Source organism: Phyllobacterium sp. 0TCS1.6A, assembly GCF_026420825.1.
Taxonomy (GTDB): domain Bacteria; phylum Pseudomonadota; class Alphaproteobacteria; order Rhizobiales; family Rhizobiaceae; genus Phyllobacterium.
The window spans coordinates 117,813-132,576 of record NZ_JAPMAB010000005.1; the positions used below are offsets into that span (position 1 = coordinate 117,813).

Consider the following 14,764-nt stretch of genomic DNA (forward strand, 5'->3'; position numbering starts at 1 on the left):
GGTCAGACGTGAACGCTTTCCGCGCCCCGGCCTTCGCCAATGAGCTTGCCGCGCTGATCAGCGCGCGGGAGGCCGAACTCGTGGATATTCCGGTCATCCAGCCGGCCGACCAGTTCCTGGACATGGCGGGCGAGGATCTGCGGCGGCGCATTTTCCTGACCGAGAACGAAAACGGCCAAAGCCTCTGTCTGCGTCCCGAATTCACCATTCCGGTCTGCCGCGACCATATCGACCGCAACGCCGAGACGCCCAAGCGCTATGCCTATCTCGGCAAAGTGTTCCGGCAGCGGCGCGAGGGCGACAGCGAGTTCTTCCAGGCCGGCATAGAGGATCTTGGCGATGCCAACCGCGCCCGCGCCGATGCCCGCTCGCTTGCCGATGCGCTTGCCGCCGTCCGTCTCGTCGCACCGGCGGCGGAGCTTGAGACATTGCTCGGCGACCAGGCCATATTCGAGGCGGTTCTCGCCGCCCTCGGCCTGCCGCGCGGCTGGCAGAAGCGGCTTGCGCGCTCCTTCGGCAATCCCGGCCAGCTGAAGGCGCTCATCGCCGACCTTGCCTCCGACAGGCGCAGCGACGAACTGCCGGAGCATCTGGCCCGCCATGTGGCGCAGCATGACGAAGCTGCGCTCGCCACCGGGCTGGAAACGGAGATGCAGGATACCGGCATTTCGCCCGGCGCGGGCCGCACGCCGCTCGAAATTGCCCGGCGCCTGATCGAAAAGGCCGATCTCGCTTCGATCCGCCTGCCCGCGCGGGCACTTTCGGCGCTGGAATCCTTCCTCGCCATCCGCGTGCCGCTGCGCTCGGCCGCGGGCGATCTGCTGCGCTTTGCCCGCGCCAATGATTTCGACCTCGGCCCGGCGCTCGAACAGTTCGAAGCAAGGTCGGCCTCCATCATGGAAGCCGGTATCGGGCATGAGACGATCATCTACGACGCCGCCTTCGGGCGCCCGCTCGATTATTACACCGGCCTTGTCTACGAGGTCGTCTGCGTCGGCAAGCCGGGTATCGGCGCCATTGTCGGCGGCGGCCGCTATGACCGGCTGCTGACGATGCTCGGCGCGGTCGGCTCCATCCCCGGAGTAGGGTTTTCGATCTGGCTCGATCGGCTGGAGCGCATCGCGGGAGAGACCGAATGACGATCACGCTCGCCTTGCCATCCAAGGGGCGCCTCAAGGAGCAGGCGCTCGCCGTGCTTGAAAAAGCCGGCCTGGAAGTCGTCCTGCCCAAGGACCAGCGCAATTACCGCGCCAGCGTGCGCGGCGAGAGCCGCATCGATATCCTGTTCCTTTCGGCATCGGAGATCGCCCGCGAACTCGGCTATGGCAGCGTCGACCTCGGCGTGACCGGGGAAGACCTCGTTCGCGAGACACTCGCCGCCGCCGACGAGCGCGTCGGCATCGAAGCGCGCCTCGGCTTCGGCCATGCGGATGTCGTCGTGGCGGTGCCGGAAGTCTGGTACGATGTTTCGACGATGGCCGACCTCGACGATGTCGCCGCCGATTTCCGCCAGCGCCACGGACGGCGCCTGCGCATAGCGACGAAATACTGGCGGCTGACCCAGCAGTTCTTCTCGCAGATGCACGGCATCCAGGTCTATCGCATCGTCGAAAGCCTCGGCGCTACCGAAGGCGCTCCGGCCTCGGGCGCCGCCGATATCATCGTCGATATCACCTCCACGGGGTCCACCCTGCAGGCAAACCACCTGAAGATACTGGAGGACGGCGTCATCCTGCGGTCCGAGGCCTGTCTTGTCGCCTCGCGCGCCGTCAGCGACGCGGCGGGTGTCGCGGAGGTGGCCGAGCGCATCAAGACCAGCCTCGCATCGGCCTGACCTTTTCCCATGGTCCTCGGGCCGGGCCCATCAAGTCTGCGTGAACGGCAAGCCCGATCTGTAACTTTTATCCCGCCGATACGTATTCCTGCATATCGCCGCCAAGTGCGGTAAGATCATGCAGGGAGAGCCAGGATGATGACACGGCGGATGCTTTTTGGAACCGCGCTGACGGGAGTGGCAGTCGCTGCGCTCTCGCGGTTCATGGGCCCAAGCCCATCCCGAGCGGCAGGCAAGGCGGCAGGCAAGTTTGAAATCGAGCGCACGGACGCCGAATGGCGGGCCCTGCTGTCGCCGGATCAATATGAAGTATTGCGGCAGGAGGGCACGGAACGCGCCTTTTCCAGCCCGCTCGACCACGAGAAGCGCAAGGGCATATTCGCCTGCGCCGGATGCGATCTTCCATTATTCGACAGCGCGACGAAATTCGACAGCGGCACCGGCTGGCCAAGCTTCTGGCAACCGCTGCAGAATGCCGTCATCGAGAAATCCGACACATCCTGGGGCATGATCCGCACGGCGGTGGAATGCCGGCGCTGCGGCGGTCATCTCGGCCATGTCTTCGACGACGGGCCGCAACCGACCGGCCTGCGCTATTGCATGAATGGCATTGCCATGAAGTTCAATCCGGCAGCGGCCGAGGTGAAAGGATAATCCGATGAGACTTTCCCGAATTCTGTTTGCGGCCGCCTGCCTCGGATTTGCAGCGCCGGCCATTGCGGCCGAGACTGCGGTGATGGCGCCGCCGCCGGCACTGGACCAGGCAACGCCGTTGGACGTGCAGTCGATCGTGCTCGCCGGCGGCTGTTTCTGGGGCGTGCAGGGCGTCTACCAGCATATGAAGGGCGTCACCAGCGCCGTTTCTGGCTATTCCGGCGGCACCAGGGAGAGCGCCGACTATGACCGCGTCAGCAATGGCGACACCGGACATGCCGAAGCCGTCATGGTGACGTTCGATCCGAAAGTCGTGTCGCTCGGCAAGGTGTTGCAGGCCTATTTCTCCGTCGTGCACGACCCGACGCAGCTGAACCGCCAGGGGCCGGATGTCGGCACGCAATATCGCTCGGCCATATTCACGACGACCGACGAACAGCAACGCATCGCCCGTGAATATATCGCCCAGCTCGACAAGGCGAAGGTCTATTCGGCGCCCATCGTCACGAAGCTATCGAAGCTGACGGCGTTCTATCCGGCGGAAGCCTATCATCAGGACTATGCGACGCTGCATCCGACGCAGCCCTATATCGCCTATAATGACCTGCCGAAGATCGAGAACCTGAGCAAGCTGTTCCCGGAGGTCTATCGCGAAAAGCCGGTGCTCGTCGGGGATGGAAAGCCCACCAACTGACAATGAAAAAGGCCGCGGAAGCGGCCTTTTCTTGTTTTGCGAACGCTGGTCTTACGCGCGACGTGCGTCGAGCGAGAAAGCACCGGCGCCATGGGCTGCAAGAACGAAGAAGCCGCCGGCGACGCCGAGATTCTTCTGGAAGAACATGAATTGCGCCATGCCCGCATCGCCGCTCCAGTCGAGGTGGGCGACCGCGGTGGCGGCGAGGGTGAACAGGCCGAGAAGCAGGGCGGCGATCCGGGTCTGGAAGCCGACGAGCACCGCGATGCCGCCGAAGAACTCCAGGAGACCGACGAGAACGGCGACGATCGTCGGAGCCGGCAGGCCCTGGCTGGCAAAATAGCCCGCCGTGCCGCCAATGGCAGTCAGCTTGCCCCATCCCGCCATGATGAACATGAACGATAGTAGAATACGACCTATAAGTACCAGTATGCTATTGTTAGCCATACGACTTTCTCCTGAGTAAAGGACCGTGGGTCAATACGCGACTTTATCTGTTTACCAAAGACGCGTATTTGACAACAGATTGTTCAACGGATCCTTGGTTTATTCAGGTGCGATCATCCGTTCGGGCCTTACCAGGCGGTCATAATCTTCCGCCGAGACGTGGCCGCTGGCCAGCGCTTCTTCGCGCAGGGTGGTGCCGTTCTTGTGCGCGGTCTTGGCGATCTTCGCCGCATTGTCGTAGCCGATGGCGGGCGCGAGCGCCGTTACCAGCATCAGCGACCGTTCGAGCAGGTCGGTGATGCGCACTTCGTCGGCCTCGATGCCCTCGACGCAATTATCGGCGAACGAGACCATGGCATCGGCAAGCAGCCGTATCGATTGCAGGACGTTGAGGGCGATCACCGGCTTGAACACGTTGAGTTCGAAATGGCCCTGGCTGGCGGCCACGGTCACGGTGGTGTGGTTGCCGAAAACCTGCGCCGCCACCATGGTGAGCGCCTCCGCCTGTGTCGGGTTGACCTTGCCCGGCATGATCGAGGAGCCCGGCTCGTTTTCCGGAAGCTTCAACTCGCCGAGACCCGAACGCGGCCCGGAGCCGAGGAAGCGGATATCATTGGCGATCTTGAACAGATCGGCGGCAAGGGCGTTGAGCGCGCCATGGAAATTGGCAAGCGCGCCATGGCTGGCGAGTGCCTCGAACTTGTTGGGCGCCGTCTTGAAGGGCAGGCCGGTGATGTCGGACACGGCTTCGGCAAAGCCGGTGTCGAAGCCGACCGGTGCATTCAGTCCCGTTCCGACGGCGGTGCCGCCCTGGGCGAGAAGGAAGACGTCGCCAAGGCTCTGCTCGATCCGCTTGCGCGCATATTCCAGCGCCGCCCGGTAGCCGGAGAATTCCTGGCCGAGGGTCACGGGGGTGGCGTCCTGCGTATGGGTGCGGCCGATCTTGATGATGTCGGCGAAGGCCTTTTCCTTCCTGGCCAGCGCATCGGTCAGGTGATCGAGCGCCGGGTAGAGCCGCTTCGTCGCCTCGATGGCGGTGGCGATATGGATTGCCGTCGGGAACGTGTCGTTGGACGACTGGCTCATATTGACATGGTCGTTGGGATGGACCGGCTTCTTCGAACCCTTCGTTCCGCCCAGCATTTCGATGGCGCGGTTGGAGATGACCTCATTGGCATTCATGTTGGACTGGGTGCCCGAGCCCGTCTGCCAGACGACGAGCGGAAAATGATCGTCCAGCTTGCCCTCGATGACCTCTTCGGCAGCGACGGTGATCGCGCGGCCAATGACCTCGTCCAGCTTGCCGAGGGCCATGTTCGTCTCCGCGGCCGCCCGCTTCACGATGCCCAGCGCGTGCACCAGCGGTATCGGCTGGCGCTCGCCGCCGATCTTGAAATTGTGAAGCGACCGTTCCGTCTGGGCTCCCCAGTATCTGTCGGCAGCAACCTCGATCGGGCCAAACGTATCGGTTTCGGTACGGGTAGAAGTCATGGTGCGTTTTCCTGTGAAAGTTGGCGAAATCACTACTGCGAAGCAGGGCGGGAGGCAAGGTTTGCCGTTGCAGATGTTGGTCCCCGGACCATAAGCTGCTAGTGTGGTATATGCCTCACTATGGCAGCAGGGGACGCTGCTGCAACCATGTAGTGAACTTCAGATTCGGGGCACCGGGATAAAATCGATTATAGATCTGCTGGGGAGGCCAGTCTTGCGATGCATGAAGCGCGGACACTTCAAATCTCCATTCAACGCAACTGGAAGGATGTCTATGACTACGCCTGCGTACCGGACAATCTGCCGGAATGGGCGTCGGGGCTGACGTCCGGCCTGCAGAAGCTCGGCGATGAATGGCTGGCGGATGGTCCCGCCGGCAAGCTGCGCCTGCGATTCGTGCCGCCCAACGATCTGGGCGTGCTCGACCATTGGGTGCGGACGGAAACGGGCGAGGAAGTCTACATACCGCTGCGCGTCGTCGCCAATGGCGAATGCTCGGAACTCAGCTTCACGCTTTTCCGGCTGCCCGGCATGGACGACGAGAAATTCACCGCCGACGCCGCCTGGGTGATGCGCGACCTGCGCAAGCTCAAGGATATTCTGGAAACGCAACTCGTCCTGTAGGATGCGAGGGCCATGGCCGAATCCCGCAATTTGCGCATCGATTATGTCGAACGCGCCGTCTGGTCCGAGCGCTGATGAGCGTGAGAGACAGTTTTGTCCGGCAGGCGCAGGCCTGCCTTTCGCTCGGTTCCCCCTTCACCGCCCGGCTTTGCGAGGTCCTGGCCGAGAGGCTCGACGGAACGAGCCGCTTTGGCAGCCGCATCCTCGATTGGCAGGGCGATCCGGTGCATGCGGCGCTGCCATTGCGTGCGGCAGGGGGCTTGCATGCCCTCGCTCGCTCCGGCGCCTCGCCGCAATTGCAGGCAGTCTATCCGCCCGACGCCAGCGACAAAGACAGGCTCTGGGCCGCCATCGAGGGCGCGATTCGCAATCACGATGCTTTTCTGGCGGGCTATCTCGACAGTGCGCCACAAACGAACGAGGTGGCCCGTTCCGGCGCCATTCTCGGCGCCTGCCTGCATCTGGCGGGGCGAACGGGACTGCCGATCGACGTCTACGAGATCGGGTCGAGCGCCGGCCTCAACCTTGCATTCGACCGCTATCGATTCGATTTCGGCGCGGCCGCCTGGAATGGCGATTCAAGCGTTGAAATCCGCTCGCAATGGCGTGGCAATGCGCCCGATACCAGCCAGGAGCTGCTGATTGGCTCGCGCCAGGGCTGCGACCTCAATCCGCTTGATCCGGCCTCGGCGAGGGACCGCGAGCGGCTGCTGTCCTATGTCTGGGCCGACCAGGAGGAACGGTTGCGGCGGATAAGCCAGGCGCTGTCGCTGGCGGCGGAGGCCAGGTACCGGGTGGAGCGCCAGGGTGCCGCCGCCTGGCTCGTGGAAAAGCTGCGTATGCCGCGCGAGCGCGGCCGCACGCGGCTGCTGTTCCATACGATCGTCTGGCAATATCTGGATGAGGATACCAAGGCCGGCCTTGTGTCGGCGATCTTCGAGGCCGGCGATGCGGCGACGGAGGATACGCCGTTTGCCTGGCTCGCCATCGAGCCGGATGATGTGCCGGGCTCGGCGGGCATTGGCCTTACTCTGTGGCCGGGCGAACAGTCGATGAAGCTCGGCCGCGCCGATTTCCACGGCCGCTGGGCCGAATGGGCGTGAGGGGGCGGCCAGGACCGGCCGCCCGATGCTTCAGGCCTTTTCGCGGGCAGCTTTCAGGGCATTGCCCCACCAGGCAAGCTGGTCGATCTGGGCGGTCAGCGCCTCGTTCAGATGCGGATAGTCGCCGAGCTTCTTCTCGCCTTTGACGACGGTCAGATATTCCGGATAGGAAATATGCACGCCGGCCTTGACCGAAGCGGCGCTCATCTCGACGAAGATGCCGCGCAGATGTTCCACGGCGCGGGCACCGCCGACGCCGCCATAGCCGACGAAGCCGACCGGCTTGTGGATGAAATCGCCAAGATCGATGGCGTTTTTCAGCACGGCGGTCGGGGCATGATTATATTCGGCGACGGTGATGATATAGGCGTCGAACGTACGCAGCTTCTTCTTCCAGCGCTCGGCCGTTTCGGTTTCCGCCGTCGTGCTGCGCTCTTCGCCGAAGAAGTGCATCGGATAGTCGAGGAGATCGACGATTTCGGTCTCGACGTCGCTGCGGCCAGCGGCGAGTTCGGAGGCCCATTTGGCCGGATATTCGGCGAAGCGGCCCATGCGCGTGCTGCCGACGATGATCCCGATCTTCAGTTTTGCCATGCTCGGTGAATCCTTTGTGCTTGGGGGTGGTAACGATTGGTGACCGGCGCTATATAAGTGACCATCTCGAGACGTGGCAAGGAGGCACTTTTTTGAAACCGAATCACTTCGAAGTAACCAGCGCATGCGCCACCGTGCACAATATCCTGCAGCGCGTCGGCGACAAATGGACGGTCCTCGTCGTCAGCTTCCTCGGCAAGCGGCCGATGCGCTTCAACGAGCTGAAACGGACGATCCCCGGAATATCGCAAAAGATGCTGACGAGCACCCTGCGCGGGCTGGAACGCGACGGCTTCGTCACGCGGACCGTGTTTCCGACGGTGCCGCCGCGGGTGGATTACGAGCTGACCGATCTTGGCCGCAACCTGCTGGTGCCGGTGCGGGCGCTGGGTGACTGGGCCGTCGCCAACGAGGCGCGCGTGCGGACGGCGCGGGCCCGTTTCGACGCGAGAAACGGACTGGTGGAGAGTTTTCCCGAGGCCGCCGAATAGGCGCCAAAACAGGGTGCCGAACAGGCACCAATCGGCATAGGTTCGGAACAAACAAAAAAGGCGGGCTCGTGGCCCGCCTTTTCCGCATTTCTGACTGGACTGATTAGAAGTCCATGCCGCCCATGCCGCCCATGCCGCCGCCTGGCATTGCCGGTGCAGCGGATTCCTTCTTCGGCGTTTCGGCGATCATGGCTTCGGTGGTGACCAGAAGACCAGCTACCGATGCAGCGTCCTGAAGGGCAGTACGAACGACCTTGACCGGATCGACGATGCCGAGGGCGATCAGATCGCCATACTCGCCATTGGCCGCATTGTAGCCATAGGTGTCCTTCTTGTTGTCAAGGATCTTGCCGATGACGATCGATGCTTCATCGCCAGCATTGGTAGCGATCTGGCGGGCCGGAGCCTGCAGGGCGCGACGAACGATGTTGATGCCTGCATCCTGATCGGCATTGATGCCCTTGATCGTCAGGCCGGCCGAAGCGCGCAGCAGAGCGGTGCCGCCGCCGGGAACGATACCCTCTTCAACGGCAGCGCGCGTTGCATTGAGAGCGTCGTCGACGCGGTCCTTCTTTTCCTTCACTTCGACTTCCGTCGCACCGCCGACGCGGATGACGGCAACGCCGCCAGCGAGCTTGGCAAGACGTTCCTGCAGCTTCTCGCGGTCATAGTCCGAAGTGGTCTCTTCGATCTGCTGCTTGATCTGGCCGACGCGAGCGGTGATTTCGCCCTTCTTGCCATTGCCGTCGACGATCGTGGTGTTTTCCTTGCTGATCGACACCTTCTTGGCGCGGCCGAGCATGTCGAGCGTGACGCTTTCGAGCTTGATGCCGAGATCTTCGGAAATGACCTGGCCGCCCGTGAGGATGGCGATGTCTTCCAGCATGGCCTTGCGGCGATCGCCGAAGCCCGGTGCCTTGACGGCAGCAATCTTGAGGCCGCCGCGCAGCTTGTTCACGACGAGCGTGGCAAGAGCCTCGCCTTCAACGTCTTCGGAGATGATGACGAGCGGCTTGGAGGTCTGGACGACAGCTTCGAGAACCGGCAGCAGTGCCTGGAGGTTCGACAGCTTCTTCTCGTGGAGAAGGATGTAGGCGTCCTCGAGGTCGGCAACCATCTTCTCGGGATTGGTCACGAAGTAGGGCGACAGGTAGCCGCGGTCGAACTGCATGCCTTCGACGACTTCGAGCTCGGTCTCGGCGGTCTTGGCTTCTTCAACCGTGATGACGCCTTCATTACCGACCTTCTGCATCGCCTTGGCGATCATTTCGCCGATCTCGGTCTCGCCATTGGCGGAGATCGTGCCGACCTGGGCGACTTCTTCCGAGGTCTTGATCTTCTTGGCCTTCTTGACCAGTTCCTTGACGACTTCGGCGACGGCGAGATCGATGCCGCGCTTCAGGTCCATCGGGTTCATGCCGGCAGCAACAGCCTTGCCGCCTTCCTGAACGATGGCCTGGGCGAGAACGGTAGCGGTCGTGGTGCCGTCGCCGGCAATGTCGTTCGTCTTCGAAGCGACTTCACGGACCATCTGTGCGCCCATGTTCTCGAACTTGTCTTCAAGCTCGATTTCCTTGGCGACAGTCACACCGTCCTTGGTGATGCGGGGAGCGCCGAACGACTTGTCGATGACGACGTTGCGACCCTTCGGGCCCAGCGTCACCTTGACGGCGTCGGCAAGGATATTGACACCGCGCAGCATGCGCTCACGCGCGTCGCGGCTGAATTTTACGTCTTTGGCAGCCATTTTCATCTCTCCTGGGATCAAACCCGGTTTGATTTAAAGTTGTTGTGGATGGGTACCGGCAATCAGCCGATGATGCCCAGAATGTCGGATTCCTTCATGATCAGCAGATCTTCGCCGCTGATCTTCACTTCCGTGCCGGACCACTTGCCGAACAGGATACGGTCGCCAGCCTTGACATCCAGCGGTACGAGCTTGCCGGCTTCGTCACGAGCGCCGGTGCCGACTGCGATGACTTCGCCTTCCTGCGGCTTTTCCTTGGCGGTGTCTGGAATGATGATGCCGCCGGCGGTCTTCGCCTCGGATTCGACGCGGCGCACGACAACGCGGTCGTGAAGCGGGCGGAACTTGGTTTTGGCCATGGTTAGAACCCTTGAGTTGGTGACAAAACGATCGACGGATGATGCAACATCCGCACTATTAGCACTCGTTGCGGGTGAGTGCTAACTGGGTTCGGAGATAGTAGGAGGCGCTGCGAGAGTCAAGGGAAACCACAGGGGAAATCCAGGATGTTCCTGAACGCGGGGTAAATATTCGTGCCGCCATGCCAGCCCCTGCCGGGCAATCCCCGCAACCTCCGTTTCCACGATCGATCCAGATTTCCCGCGCTCACTTTCCTCATGGTTAGCCACCCTCCCTCATGCCGAGAGGGGTGGGTGGATGGCAGAGGGGTGATTCTGAGATGTTGGCGGTATTGAGAGCTCGCAGAACCAGAACCATGCAATCAATCCAATTTCCTCATGCTGAGCCTGTCGAAGCACGCAGCAACGTTTGTGCAATCCCTTTTTTGGGAAGCTGCAAAAAGCATCGTGCGTGCTTCGACAAGCTCAGCATGAGGGAGGTTGGCTCAGCATGAGGGTGGTGGAGATCGGCATAGGCGAGGTGGATTAAATACGGAAAATCATCACCACGCCCGCGCAATCGCGTCTGGTCATTGAAAAGGGGGGAGACGGGCGGTCTTCAGCGCGTCGTAATGGTATCAGGGTCGAGGTCCGAAGACCGCCCGCGACGTCTTTGCCTGCTGTTGCTGCGCTTGTCAGACGCAACAACCCGGAAAACGAAGCGCCACCTCCGTTTCCTTCTGCAGTTTGCTGGATAATCGGGGTTGTCACTTCCGACTGTCCGGCAACGCCATCCTTTCCCAGCTTTCGAAACAGCACCGGAAGCTGCTCCCCCACTGGAAAGGATTTGTGCAGAATAACCCGGTTTCAAAGTGGTGGGATAAGTTTCCACTTATCCCCCAAGGAGGGCCGTGTGTTGCATTACTGTTGGGGGGCTTTCGACAGGCTCAGGATGAGGATGATTGATTTGATTGCAGAAAAGCAGGGAGCCAGGGTCTGAAACCTCGCAGAATTATCCCCCTGCCAAACACCCAACCTCCCTCATGCTGAGCTTGTCGAAGCACGCACTATTTTGATGCAAGCAAAGAAAGGGATTGCACAAACGTTGCTGCGCCCTTCGACAGGCTCAGGATGAGGAAATTGGATTGATTGCATGGTTCTGGTTCTGCGAGCTCTCAATACCGCCAACATCTCAGAATCACCACCTTGCCAAACACCCAATCTCCCTCATGCTGAGCCTGTCGAAGCACGCGGTACATTATTGCCTCTCTTGTTTCGGAGCGAGGTAGGGCCCAGCGTGAGGACTCCCCTCAGTCGTCGGCGGATTCCTCGCAGACATGGTGCGCCATGTCGACGAGCATGCCGCTGACATGGCTGTCGGCCAGCTCGTAGAAGATCTGCTTGGCCTGCCGGTTGCCCCGCACCAGCCGCGCGCCGCGCAACAGGCGAAGGTGGTGGCTGACCAGCGATTGGGAGAGGCCGAGACTGGCGGCGATGTCGCCGACAGGTCGCGGCGCCTCGAGGCAGTAGAAGAGTATGCGCAGCCGGGTCGGATCGCCGAGCAGGCGGAAGGTCTCGGCCAGGATCGTCGTATCGAGCTGCGAGGGTATGGCGGTCAATGCCCGTGTCCTCCGTGGTCCTTGCCGGCCTGGTCCCTGCTGGCCTGGTCCCTGCCGGCATGGTCGTGAACCCCATGCTCGTGTTCGGCATGCTCATGATCCGCGTGCGCGCCGTCCCCTGCCTGCAGGCGGCAATCGTCGGCTGCCATGTCCGGCCAGTCGATGGCGATCGTTGCATGGTCGATGCCGAACTTTTCCCTCAGTTCATTTTCGACCCTCTGCACCAGCAGGCGCGGATCGGCGCCGTCCCTCGGCCTGACATGCAGCGTCGCAAGCGGCTTGCCCGAGGTTATCAGCCAGACATGGACATGGCGAACGCCGGCAAGCTCCGGAACGGCCTGCAGCAAATGCCGCTCCAGCTCTTCCGGCGCAGCATTTTCCGGCGCTCCCTCCAGCAATATATGCAGCGAGTTGCGCAGGAGCGACCAGGCGCTGCGCAGGATCAGCAGGCAGACCAGCACGGAGAGGATCGGGTCGATGGGCGTCCAGCCGGTGAAATAGATGATGATCGCCGCGACGATGGCGGCGACTGAACCGAGCAGGTCGCCGAGCACATGCAGCAGGGCGCCCTTGATGTTGACATGTTCGCTGTCGCCGCGGCTGAGGATCCAGAACACGCCGAGATTGACCACGAGGCCGATGATGGCGACGATGAGCATCGGCCCCGCCAATATCTCGGAGGGGCTGCGGAAACGCTCGAAGGCCTCGTAGGAAATCCAGATCAGGATGGCGAACAGCGCCAGCGCGTTGATGAGGCCGGCGATCACCTCGAATCGCAGATAGCCGAAGGTCCGCTTCCGGTCGGCCGCGCGCCTGCCGAAGCGGAATGCGCCATAGGACAAAGCGAGCGCGGCGGCATCGGTCAGCATGTGGCCGGCATCGGCGATCAGGGCGAGCGAACCCGAGATGAGGCCGCCCGCGACCTCGACCACCATGAAAGTGAAGGTGATCAGGAAGGCGAGAAGCACTTTCCGCTCATTGCCGGCGCCAACCTTCGGGACGTGGCTGTGGCCCGGACCATGAGAATGACCATGGGAATGACTGTGGTCATGGCTGTGATCATGGCTGTGGGAATGACCATGGTCCGGGCCATGATCTGCGTCGGAATGCGCCATCTCGTATCCTTTCATCTGCAACATATGAATAGTTGTTTATATGTTGATGGTCAACATCCTCGTTCGAAATCCGGTTGAGTGGTGACAGCCCCGGCGCAATCGGCTAAGCGATGGCGGGTTTTGCATTCTCTGAAAGGATCAGCATGAGCGGCATGATACATCTGCAACGTATCGATGATGTAATGGACCGCTATGACGTGCTCCTTTGCGATGTCTGGGGCGTATTGCACAATGGGGTTGCTTCCTTCGCACCGGCGAACGCCGCCTTGCAGCGGGCGCGCGAGGCCGGCCTGACAGTGGTTCTGATCACCAATGCGCCACGCCGATTCGACAGTGTGGCGGCACAGATCCACGCCCTGGGCGTGCCGGAAGCCGCCTATGACCGCATCGTCACATCCGGCGACGTCACGCGCGAACTGATCCGCAAGGCGCCGCGCCAGCTGTTCCATCTCGGCCCTGACCGCGACCTGACGCTTTATGACGGGCTCGACGTCGAACTCGTCGAGGAGCGCGAGGCCAACGGTGTCGTCTGCACCGGCTTTTACGATGACGAGACGGAGACGCCGGAAGACTATGCGGAGATGCTGACGCGCTTTCGCTCGCGCGACCTGCCGTTCATCTGCGCCAATCCCGACATAGTGGTGGAGCGCGGCGACAGGCTCATCTGGTGCGCGGGCGCCCTGGCGCGCGATTACGGGCAATTGGGCGGCAGGACGCTCATCGCGGGAAAGCCGCACCGTCCGATCTACGAGGCGGCGATTGCCGCCGCCGGGGAGGCGAGAGGCGCCGCCGTCGCCCATGACCGGGTGCTGGCCATCGGCGACGGCATGCTGACCGATGTGAAGGGCGCCGACCTCTTCGGCCTCGACGTCCTTTATATATCGGGCGGCATCCATGCGGGCGACTATGTCATGGGCGGCGTGCATGACGTCGAAAAGCTCACCGCCTTCCTTGAAAAGCATGGCAGCAATCCGGTGGCGACCATGCCGGGCCTTGCGTGAGGTGACGGCTGCCATGGCTATCCTGCGCCTGAGCGATCCCAATCATCTGCCCGGCCATCTGCGCAACGCGGTCGTGGCCATCGGCAATTTCGACGGCGTGCATCGCGGCCATCAGGCGGTGCTGGAAAAGGCGCTGGAAGCGGCCGGGGCCAGCGGCCGGGCCAGCCTGGTGCTGACATTCGAGCCCCATCCGCGAAGCGTCTTCGTCCCCGACCAGCCGGTGGACCGGCTGACCCCGGCAGCGGAAAAGGCCGAGATACTGGGCGCCCTCGGCTTCGACGCCGTGGTCGAATGCCCCTTCACCCGCGAATTCTCGCAGCTGACGGCGGATGATTTCGTCGATCGGATTCTTGTCGAGGCGCTCGGGGCCAGCCGGATCGTCGCCGGCTTCGACTTTCATTTCGGCAGGGGCCGCCAGGGCGGTCCGGCCTTCCTGATGGATGCGGGGCAGGGGCGTGGCTTCGATGTCACCCTCGTCGATGCGTTCCGCGACGAAGGCGGGCAGGCGGTCTCCTCGAGCCGCATCCGCTCGCTCTTCGGCGAGGGCGAAGTGGTCGAGGCCGCCGGTCTTCTCGGTTACCGCCACCGGGTAAGGGCGCCGGTCATCCAGGGCAAGCAGCTCGGCAGGACGCTCGGCTTCCCCACGGCCAATATGGCGCTGCCGCCGGAAACGCACCTCAAGCACGGCATCTACGCCGTGCGGTTTCGCCGGGCCGACGGCTCGCTGCATGATGGCGTGGCGAGCTTTGGCCGCCGGCCCACGGTCGATGCGGAGGGCGAGCCGCTGCTTGAAACCTATGTGTTCGACTTCAGCGGCAATCTCTATGGCGAGGTCTGCGCCGTCTCCTTTTTCGCCTATCTGCGCGGCGAGGAGAAGTTCGACGGTCTGGAGCCGCTGATGCAGCAGATCCGGCGCGACGAGGAGGAGGCGCGGGCGCTGCTGCAGGGCGTGCGGCCGCTGTCGCCACTGGATGCGGCGCTCAACTTCGCCTGAAGCCCAGCTTGCCGAATG

16 protein-coding genes are annotated in these 14,764 nt (G+C 62.4%); 9 read left to right on the forward strand and 7 right to left on the reverse strand.

Translation table 11 applies throughout. The features are described 5' to 3' along the window. The first annotated feature begins 8 nt into the window (after nucleotides 1-8). The 4 genes from OSJ75_RS12890 (at nucleotide 9) to msrA (ending at nucleotide 3,182) form a co-directional block, all read left to right on the forward strand. Nucleotides 9-1,139 (forward strand): ATP phosphoribosyltransferase regulatory subunit, encoded by a 1,131-nt coding sequence (locus OSJ75_RS12890; RefSeq protein WP_267228358.1) that lies wholly within the window; start codon nucleotides 9-11, stop codon nucleotides 1,137-1,139. Continuing rightward, a complete protein-coding gene (gene hisG, locus OSJ75_RS12895) occupies nucleotides 1,136-1,834 on the forward strand; it encodes an ATP phosphoribosyltransferase (RefSeq protein ID WP_267228359.1) in 699 nt (232 codons plus the stop codon). Before OSJ75_RS12890 ends, hisG begins: the two co-directional genes overlap by 4 nt. 135 nt (nucleotides 1,835-1,969) lie before the next feature. Further along, complete coding sequence (gene msrB, locus OSJ75_RS12900; RefSeq protein WP_267228360.1) at nucleotides 1,970-2,488, forward strand: peptide-methionine (R)-S-oxide reductase MsrB; 519 nt, start codon at nucleotides 1,970-1,972, stop codon at nucleotides 2,486-2,488. Between the two features lie 4 nt (nucleotides 2,489-2,492). After that, entirely contained in the window at nucleotides 2,493-3,182 is a 690-nt protein-coding gene (gene msrA, locus OSJ75_RS12905; protein WP_267228361.1) for a peptide-methionine (S)-S-oxide reductase MsrA, read from the forward strand. 51 nt (nucleotides 3,183-3,233) lie between these two features. Here msrA and OSJ75_RS12910 read toward each other — a convergent pair whose 3' ends face one another. Together OSJ75_RS12910 and fumC are read right to left on the reverse strand one after the other, a co-directional pair. Beyond that, nucleotides 3,234-3,629, reverse strand: coding sequence for a DoxX family protein (locus OSJ75_RS12910; protein WP_250015189.1), 396 nt, complete (start codon nucleotides 3,627-3,629; stop codon nucleotides 3,234-3,236). Nucleotides 3,630-3,728: 99 nt separating this feature from the next. Then, on the reverse strand, nucleotides 3,729-5,120 hold the full coding sequence (gene fumC / locus OSJ75_RS12915) for a class II fumarate hydratase (RefSeq protein ID WP_267228362.1): 1,392 nt from the start codon (nucleotides 5,118-5,120) through the stop codon (nucleotides 3,729-3,731). 219 nt (nucleotides 5,121-5,339) lie between these two features. Here fumC and OSJ75_RS12920 point away from each other — a divergent pair, with 219 nt between their 5' ends. Together OSJ75_RS12920 and OSJ75_RS12925 are read left to right on the forward strand one after the other, a co-directional pair. Continuing rightward, on the forward strand, nucleotides 5,340-5,744 hold the full coding sequence (locus OSJ75_RS12920) for an SRPBCC family protein (protein WP_250015187.1): 405 nt from the start codon (nucleotides 5,340-5,342) through the stop codon (nucleotides 5,742-5,744). A gap of 74 nt (nucleotides 5,745-5,818) precedes the next feature. Further along, nucleotides 5,819-6,847 (forward strand): DUF2332 domain-containing protein, encoded by a 1,029-nt coding sequence (locus tag OSJ75_RS12925; RefSeq protein ID WP_267228363.1) that lies wholly within the window; start codon nucleotides 5,819-5,821, stop codon nucleotides 6,845-6,847. 30 nt (nucleotides 6,848-6,877) lie between these two features. Here OSJ75_RS12925 and OSJ75_RS12930 read toward each other — a convergent pair whose 3' ends face one another. After that, a complete protein-coding gene (locus OSJ75_RS12930; RefSeq protein ID WP_250015184.1) occupies nucleotides 6,878-7,441 on the reverse strand; it encodes an NADPH-dependent FMN reductase in 564 nt (187 codons plus the stop codon). 92 nt (nucleotides 7,442-7,533) lie between these two features. Here OSJ75_RS12930 and OSJ75_RS12935 point away from each other — a divergent pair, with 92 nt between their 5' ends. After that, the gene (locus tag OSJ75_RS12935) at nucleotides 7,534-7,932 is read left to right on the forward strand and encodes a winged helix-turn-helix transcriptional regulator (protein ID WP_250015182.1); all 399 of its coding nucleotides are present in this window, start codon (nucleotides 7,534-7,536) and stop codon (nucleotides 7,930-7,932) included. Between the two features lie 103 nt (nucleotides 7,933-8,035). Here the strand turns inward: OSJ75_RS12935 and groL are convergent, their stop codons facing one another. The 4 genes from groL to OSJ75_RS12955 form a co-directional block, all read right to left on the reverse strand. Then, complete coding sequence (gene groL / locus OSJ75_RS12940; protein WP_250015180.1) at nucleotides 8,036-9,679, reverse strand: chaperonin GroEL; 1,644 nt, start codon at nucleotides 9,677-9,679, stop codon at nucleotides 8,036-8,038. A 62-nt stretch (nucleotides 9,680-9,741) separates the two neighbouring features. Next, nucleotides 9,742-10,038 carry a co-chaperone GroES gene (gene groES, locus OSJ75_RS12945; protein WP_250015178.1) on the reverse strand — a complete coding sequence of 99 codons (297 nt, stop codon included), beginning with the start codon at nucleotides 10,036-10,038 and terminating at the stop codon, nucleotides 9,742-9,744. 1,289 nt (nucleotides 10,039-11,327) lie between these two features. Continuing rightward, nucleotides 11,328-11,636: an ArsR/SmtB family transcription factor gene (locus OSJ75_RS12950; protein ID WP_250015175.1), complete on the reverse strand. Its 309-nt coding sequence runs from the start codon at nucleotides 11,634-11,636 to the stop codon at nucleotides 11,328-11,330. After that, nucleotides 11,633-12,751 carry a cation diffusion facilitator family transporter gene (locus tag OSJ75_RS12955; RefSeq protein WP_267228364.1) on the reverse strand — a complete coding sequence of 373 codons (1,119 nt, stop codon included), beginning with the start codon at nucleotides 12,749-12,751 and terminating at the stop codon, nucleotides 11,633-11,635. The genes OSJ75_RS12950 and OSJ75_RS12955 overlap by 4 nt, the downstream gene beginning before the upstream one ends. Before the next feature lie 152 nt (nucleotides 12,752-12,903). On the opposite strand from OSJ75_RS12955, the gene OSJ75_RS12960 reads away from it, so the two are divergent. Continuing rightward, nucleotides 12,904-13,752, forward strand: coding sequence for a TIGR01459 family HAD-type hydrolase (locus tag OSJ75_RS12960; protein WP_250015462.1), 849 nt, complete (start codon nucleotides 12,904-12,906; stop codon nucleotides 13,750-13,752). A gap of 13 nt (nucleotides 13,753-13,765) precedes the next feature. Then, nucleotides 13,766-14,746, forward strand: coding sequence for a bifunctional riboflavin kinase/FAD synthetase (locus OSJ75_RS12965; protein ID WP_250015171.1), 981 nt, complete (start codon nucleotides 13,766-13,768; stop codon nucleotides 14,744-14,746). The last annotated feature ends 18 nt before the right edge of the window (nucleotides 14,747-14,764 follow it).

Bases quoted from the DNA above. Each gene is read 5' to 3' on its own strand.
- OSJ75_RS12930 (WP_250015184.1), bottom strand. From the start codon at position 7,441: ATGGCAAAACTGAAGATCGGGATCATCGTCGGCAGCACGCGCATGGGC.
- msrB (WP_267228360.1), top strand. From the start codon at position 1,970: ATGATGACACGGCGGATGCTTTTTGGAACCGCGCTGACGGGAGTGGCA.
- OSJ75_RS12965 (WP_250015171.1), top strand. From the start codon at position 13,766: ATGGCTATCCTGCGCCTGAGCGATCCCAATCATCTGCCCGGCCATCTG.
- hisG (WP_267228359.1), top strand. From the start codon at position 1,136: ATGACGATCACGCTCGCCTTGCCATCCAAGGGGCGCCTCAAGGAGCAG.
- OSJ75_RS12920 (WP_250015187.1), top strand. From the start codon at position 5,340: ATGCATGAAGCGCGGACACTTCAAATCTCCATTCAACGCAACTGGAAG.
- OSJ75_RS12925 (WP_267228363.1), top strand. From the start codon at position 5,819: ATGAGCGTGAGAGACAGTTTTGTCCGGCAGGCGCAGGCCTGCCTTTCG.
- fumC (WP_267228362.1), bottom strand. From the start codon at position 5,120: ATGACTTCTACCCGTACCGAAACCGATACGTTTGGCCCGATCGAGGTT.
- OSJ75_RS12960 (WP_250015462.1), top strand. From the start codon at position 12,904: ATGATACATCTGCAACGTATCGATGATGTAATGGACCGCTATGACGTG.
- OSJ75_RS12910 (WP_250015189.1), bottom strand. From the start codon at position 3,629: ATGGCTAACAATAGCATACTGGTACTTATAGGTCGTATTCTACTATCG.
- msrA (WP_267228361.1), top strand. From the start codon at position 2,493: ATGAGACTTTCCCGAATTCTGTTTGCGGCCGCCTGCCTCGGATTTGCA.
- OSJ75_RS12955 (WP_267228364.1), bottom strand. From the start codon at position 12,751: ATGGCGCATTCCGACGCAGATCATGGCCCGGACCATGGTCATTCCCAC.
- groL (WP_250015180.1), bottom strand. From the start codon at position 9,679: ATGGCTGCCAAAGACGTAAAATTCAGCCGCGACGCGCGTGAGCGCATG.
- groES (WP_250015178.1), bottom strand. From the start codon at position 10,038: ATGGCCAAAACCAAGTTCCGCCCGCTTCACGACCGCGTTGTCGTGCGC.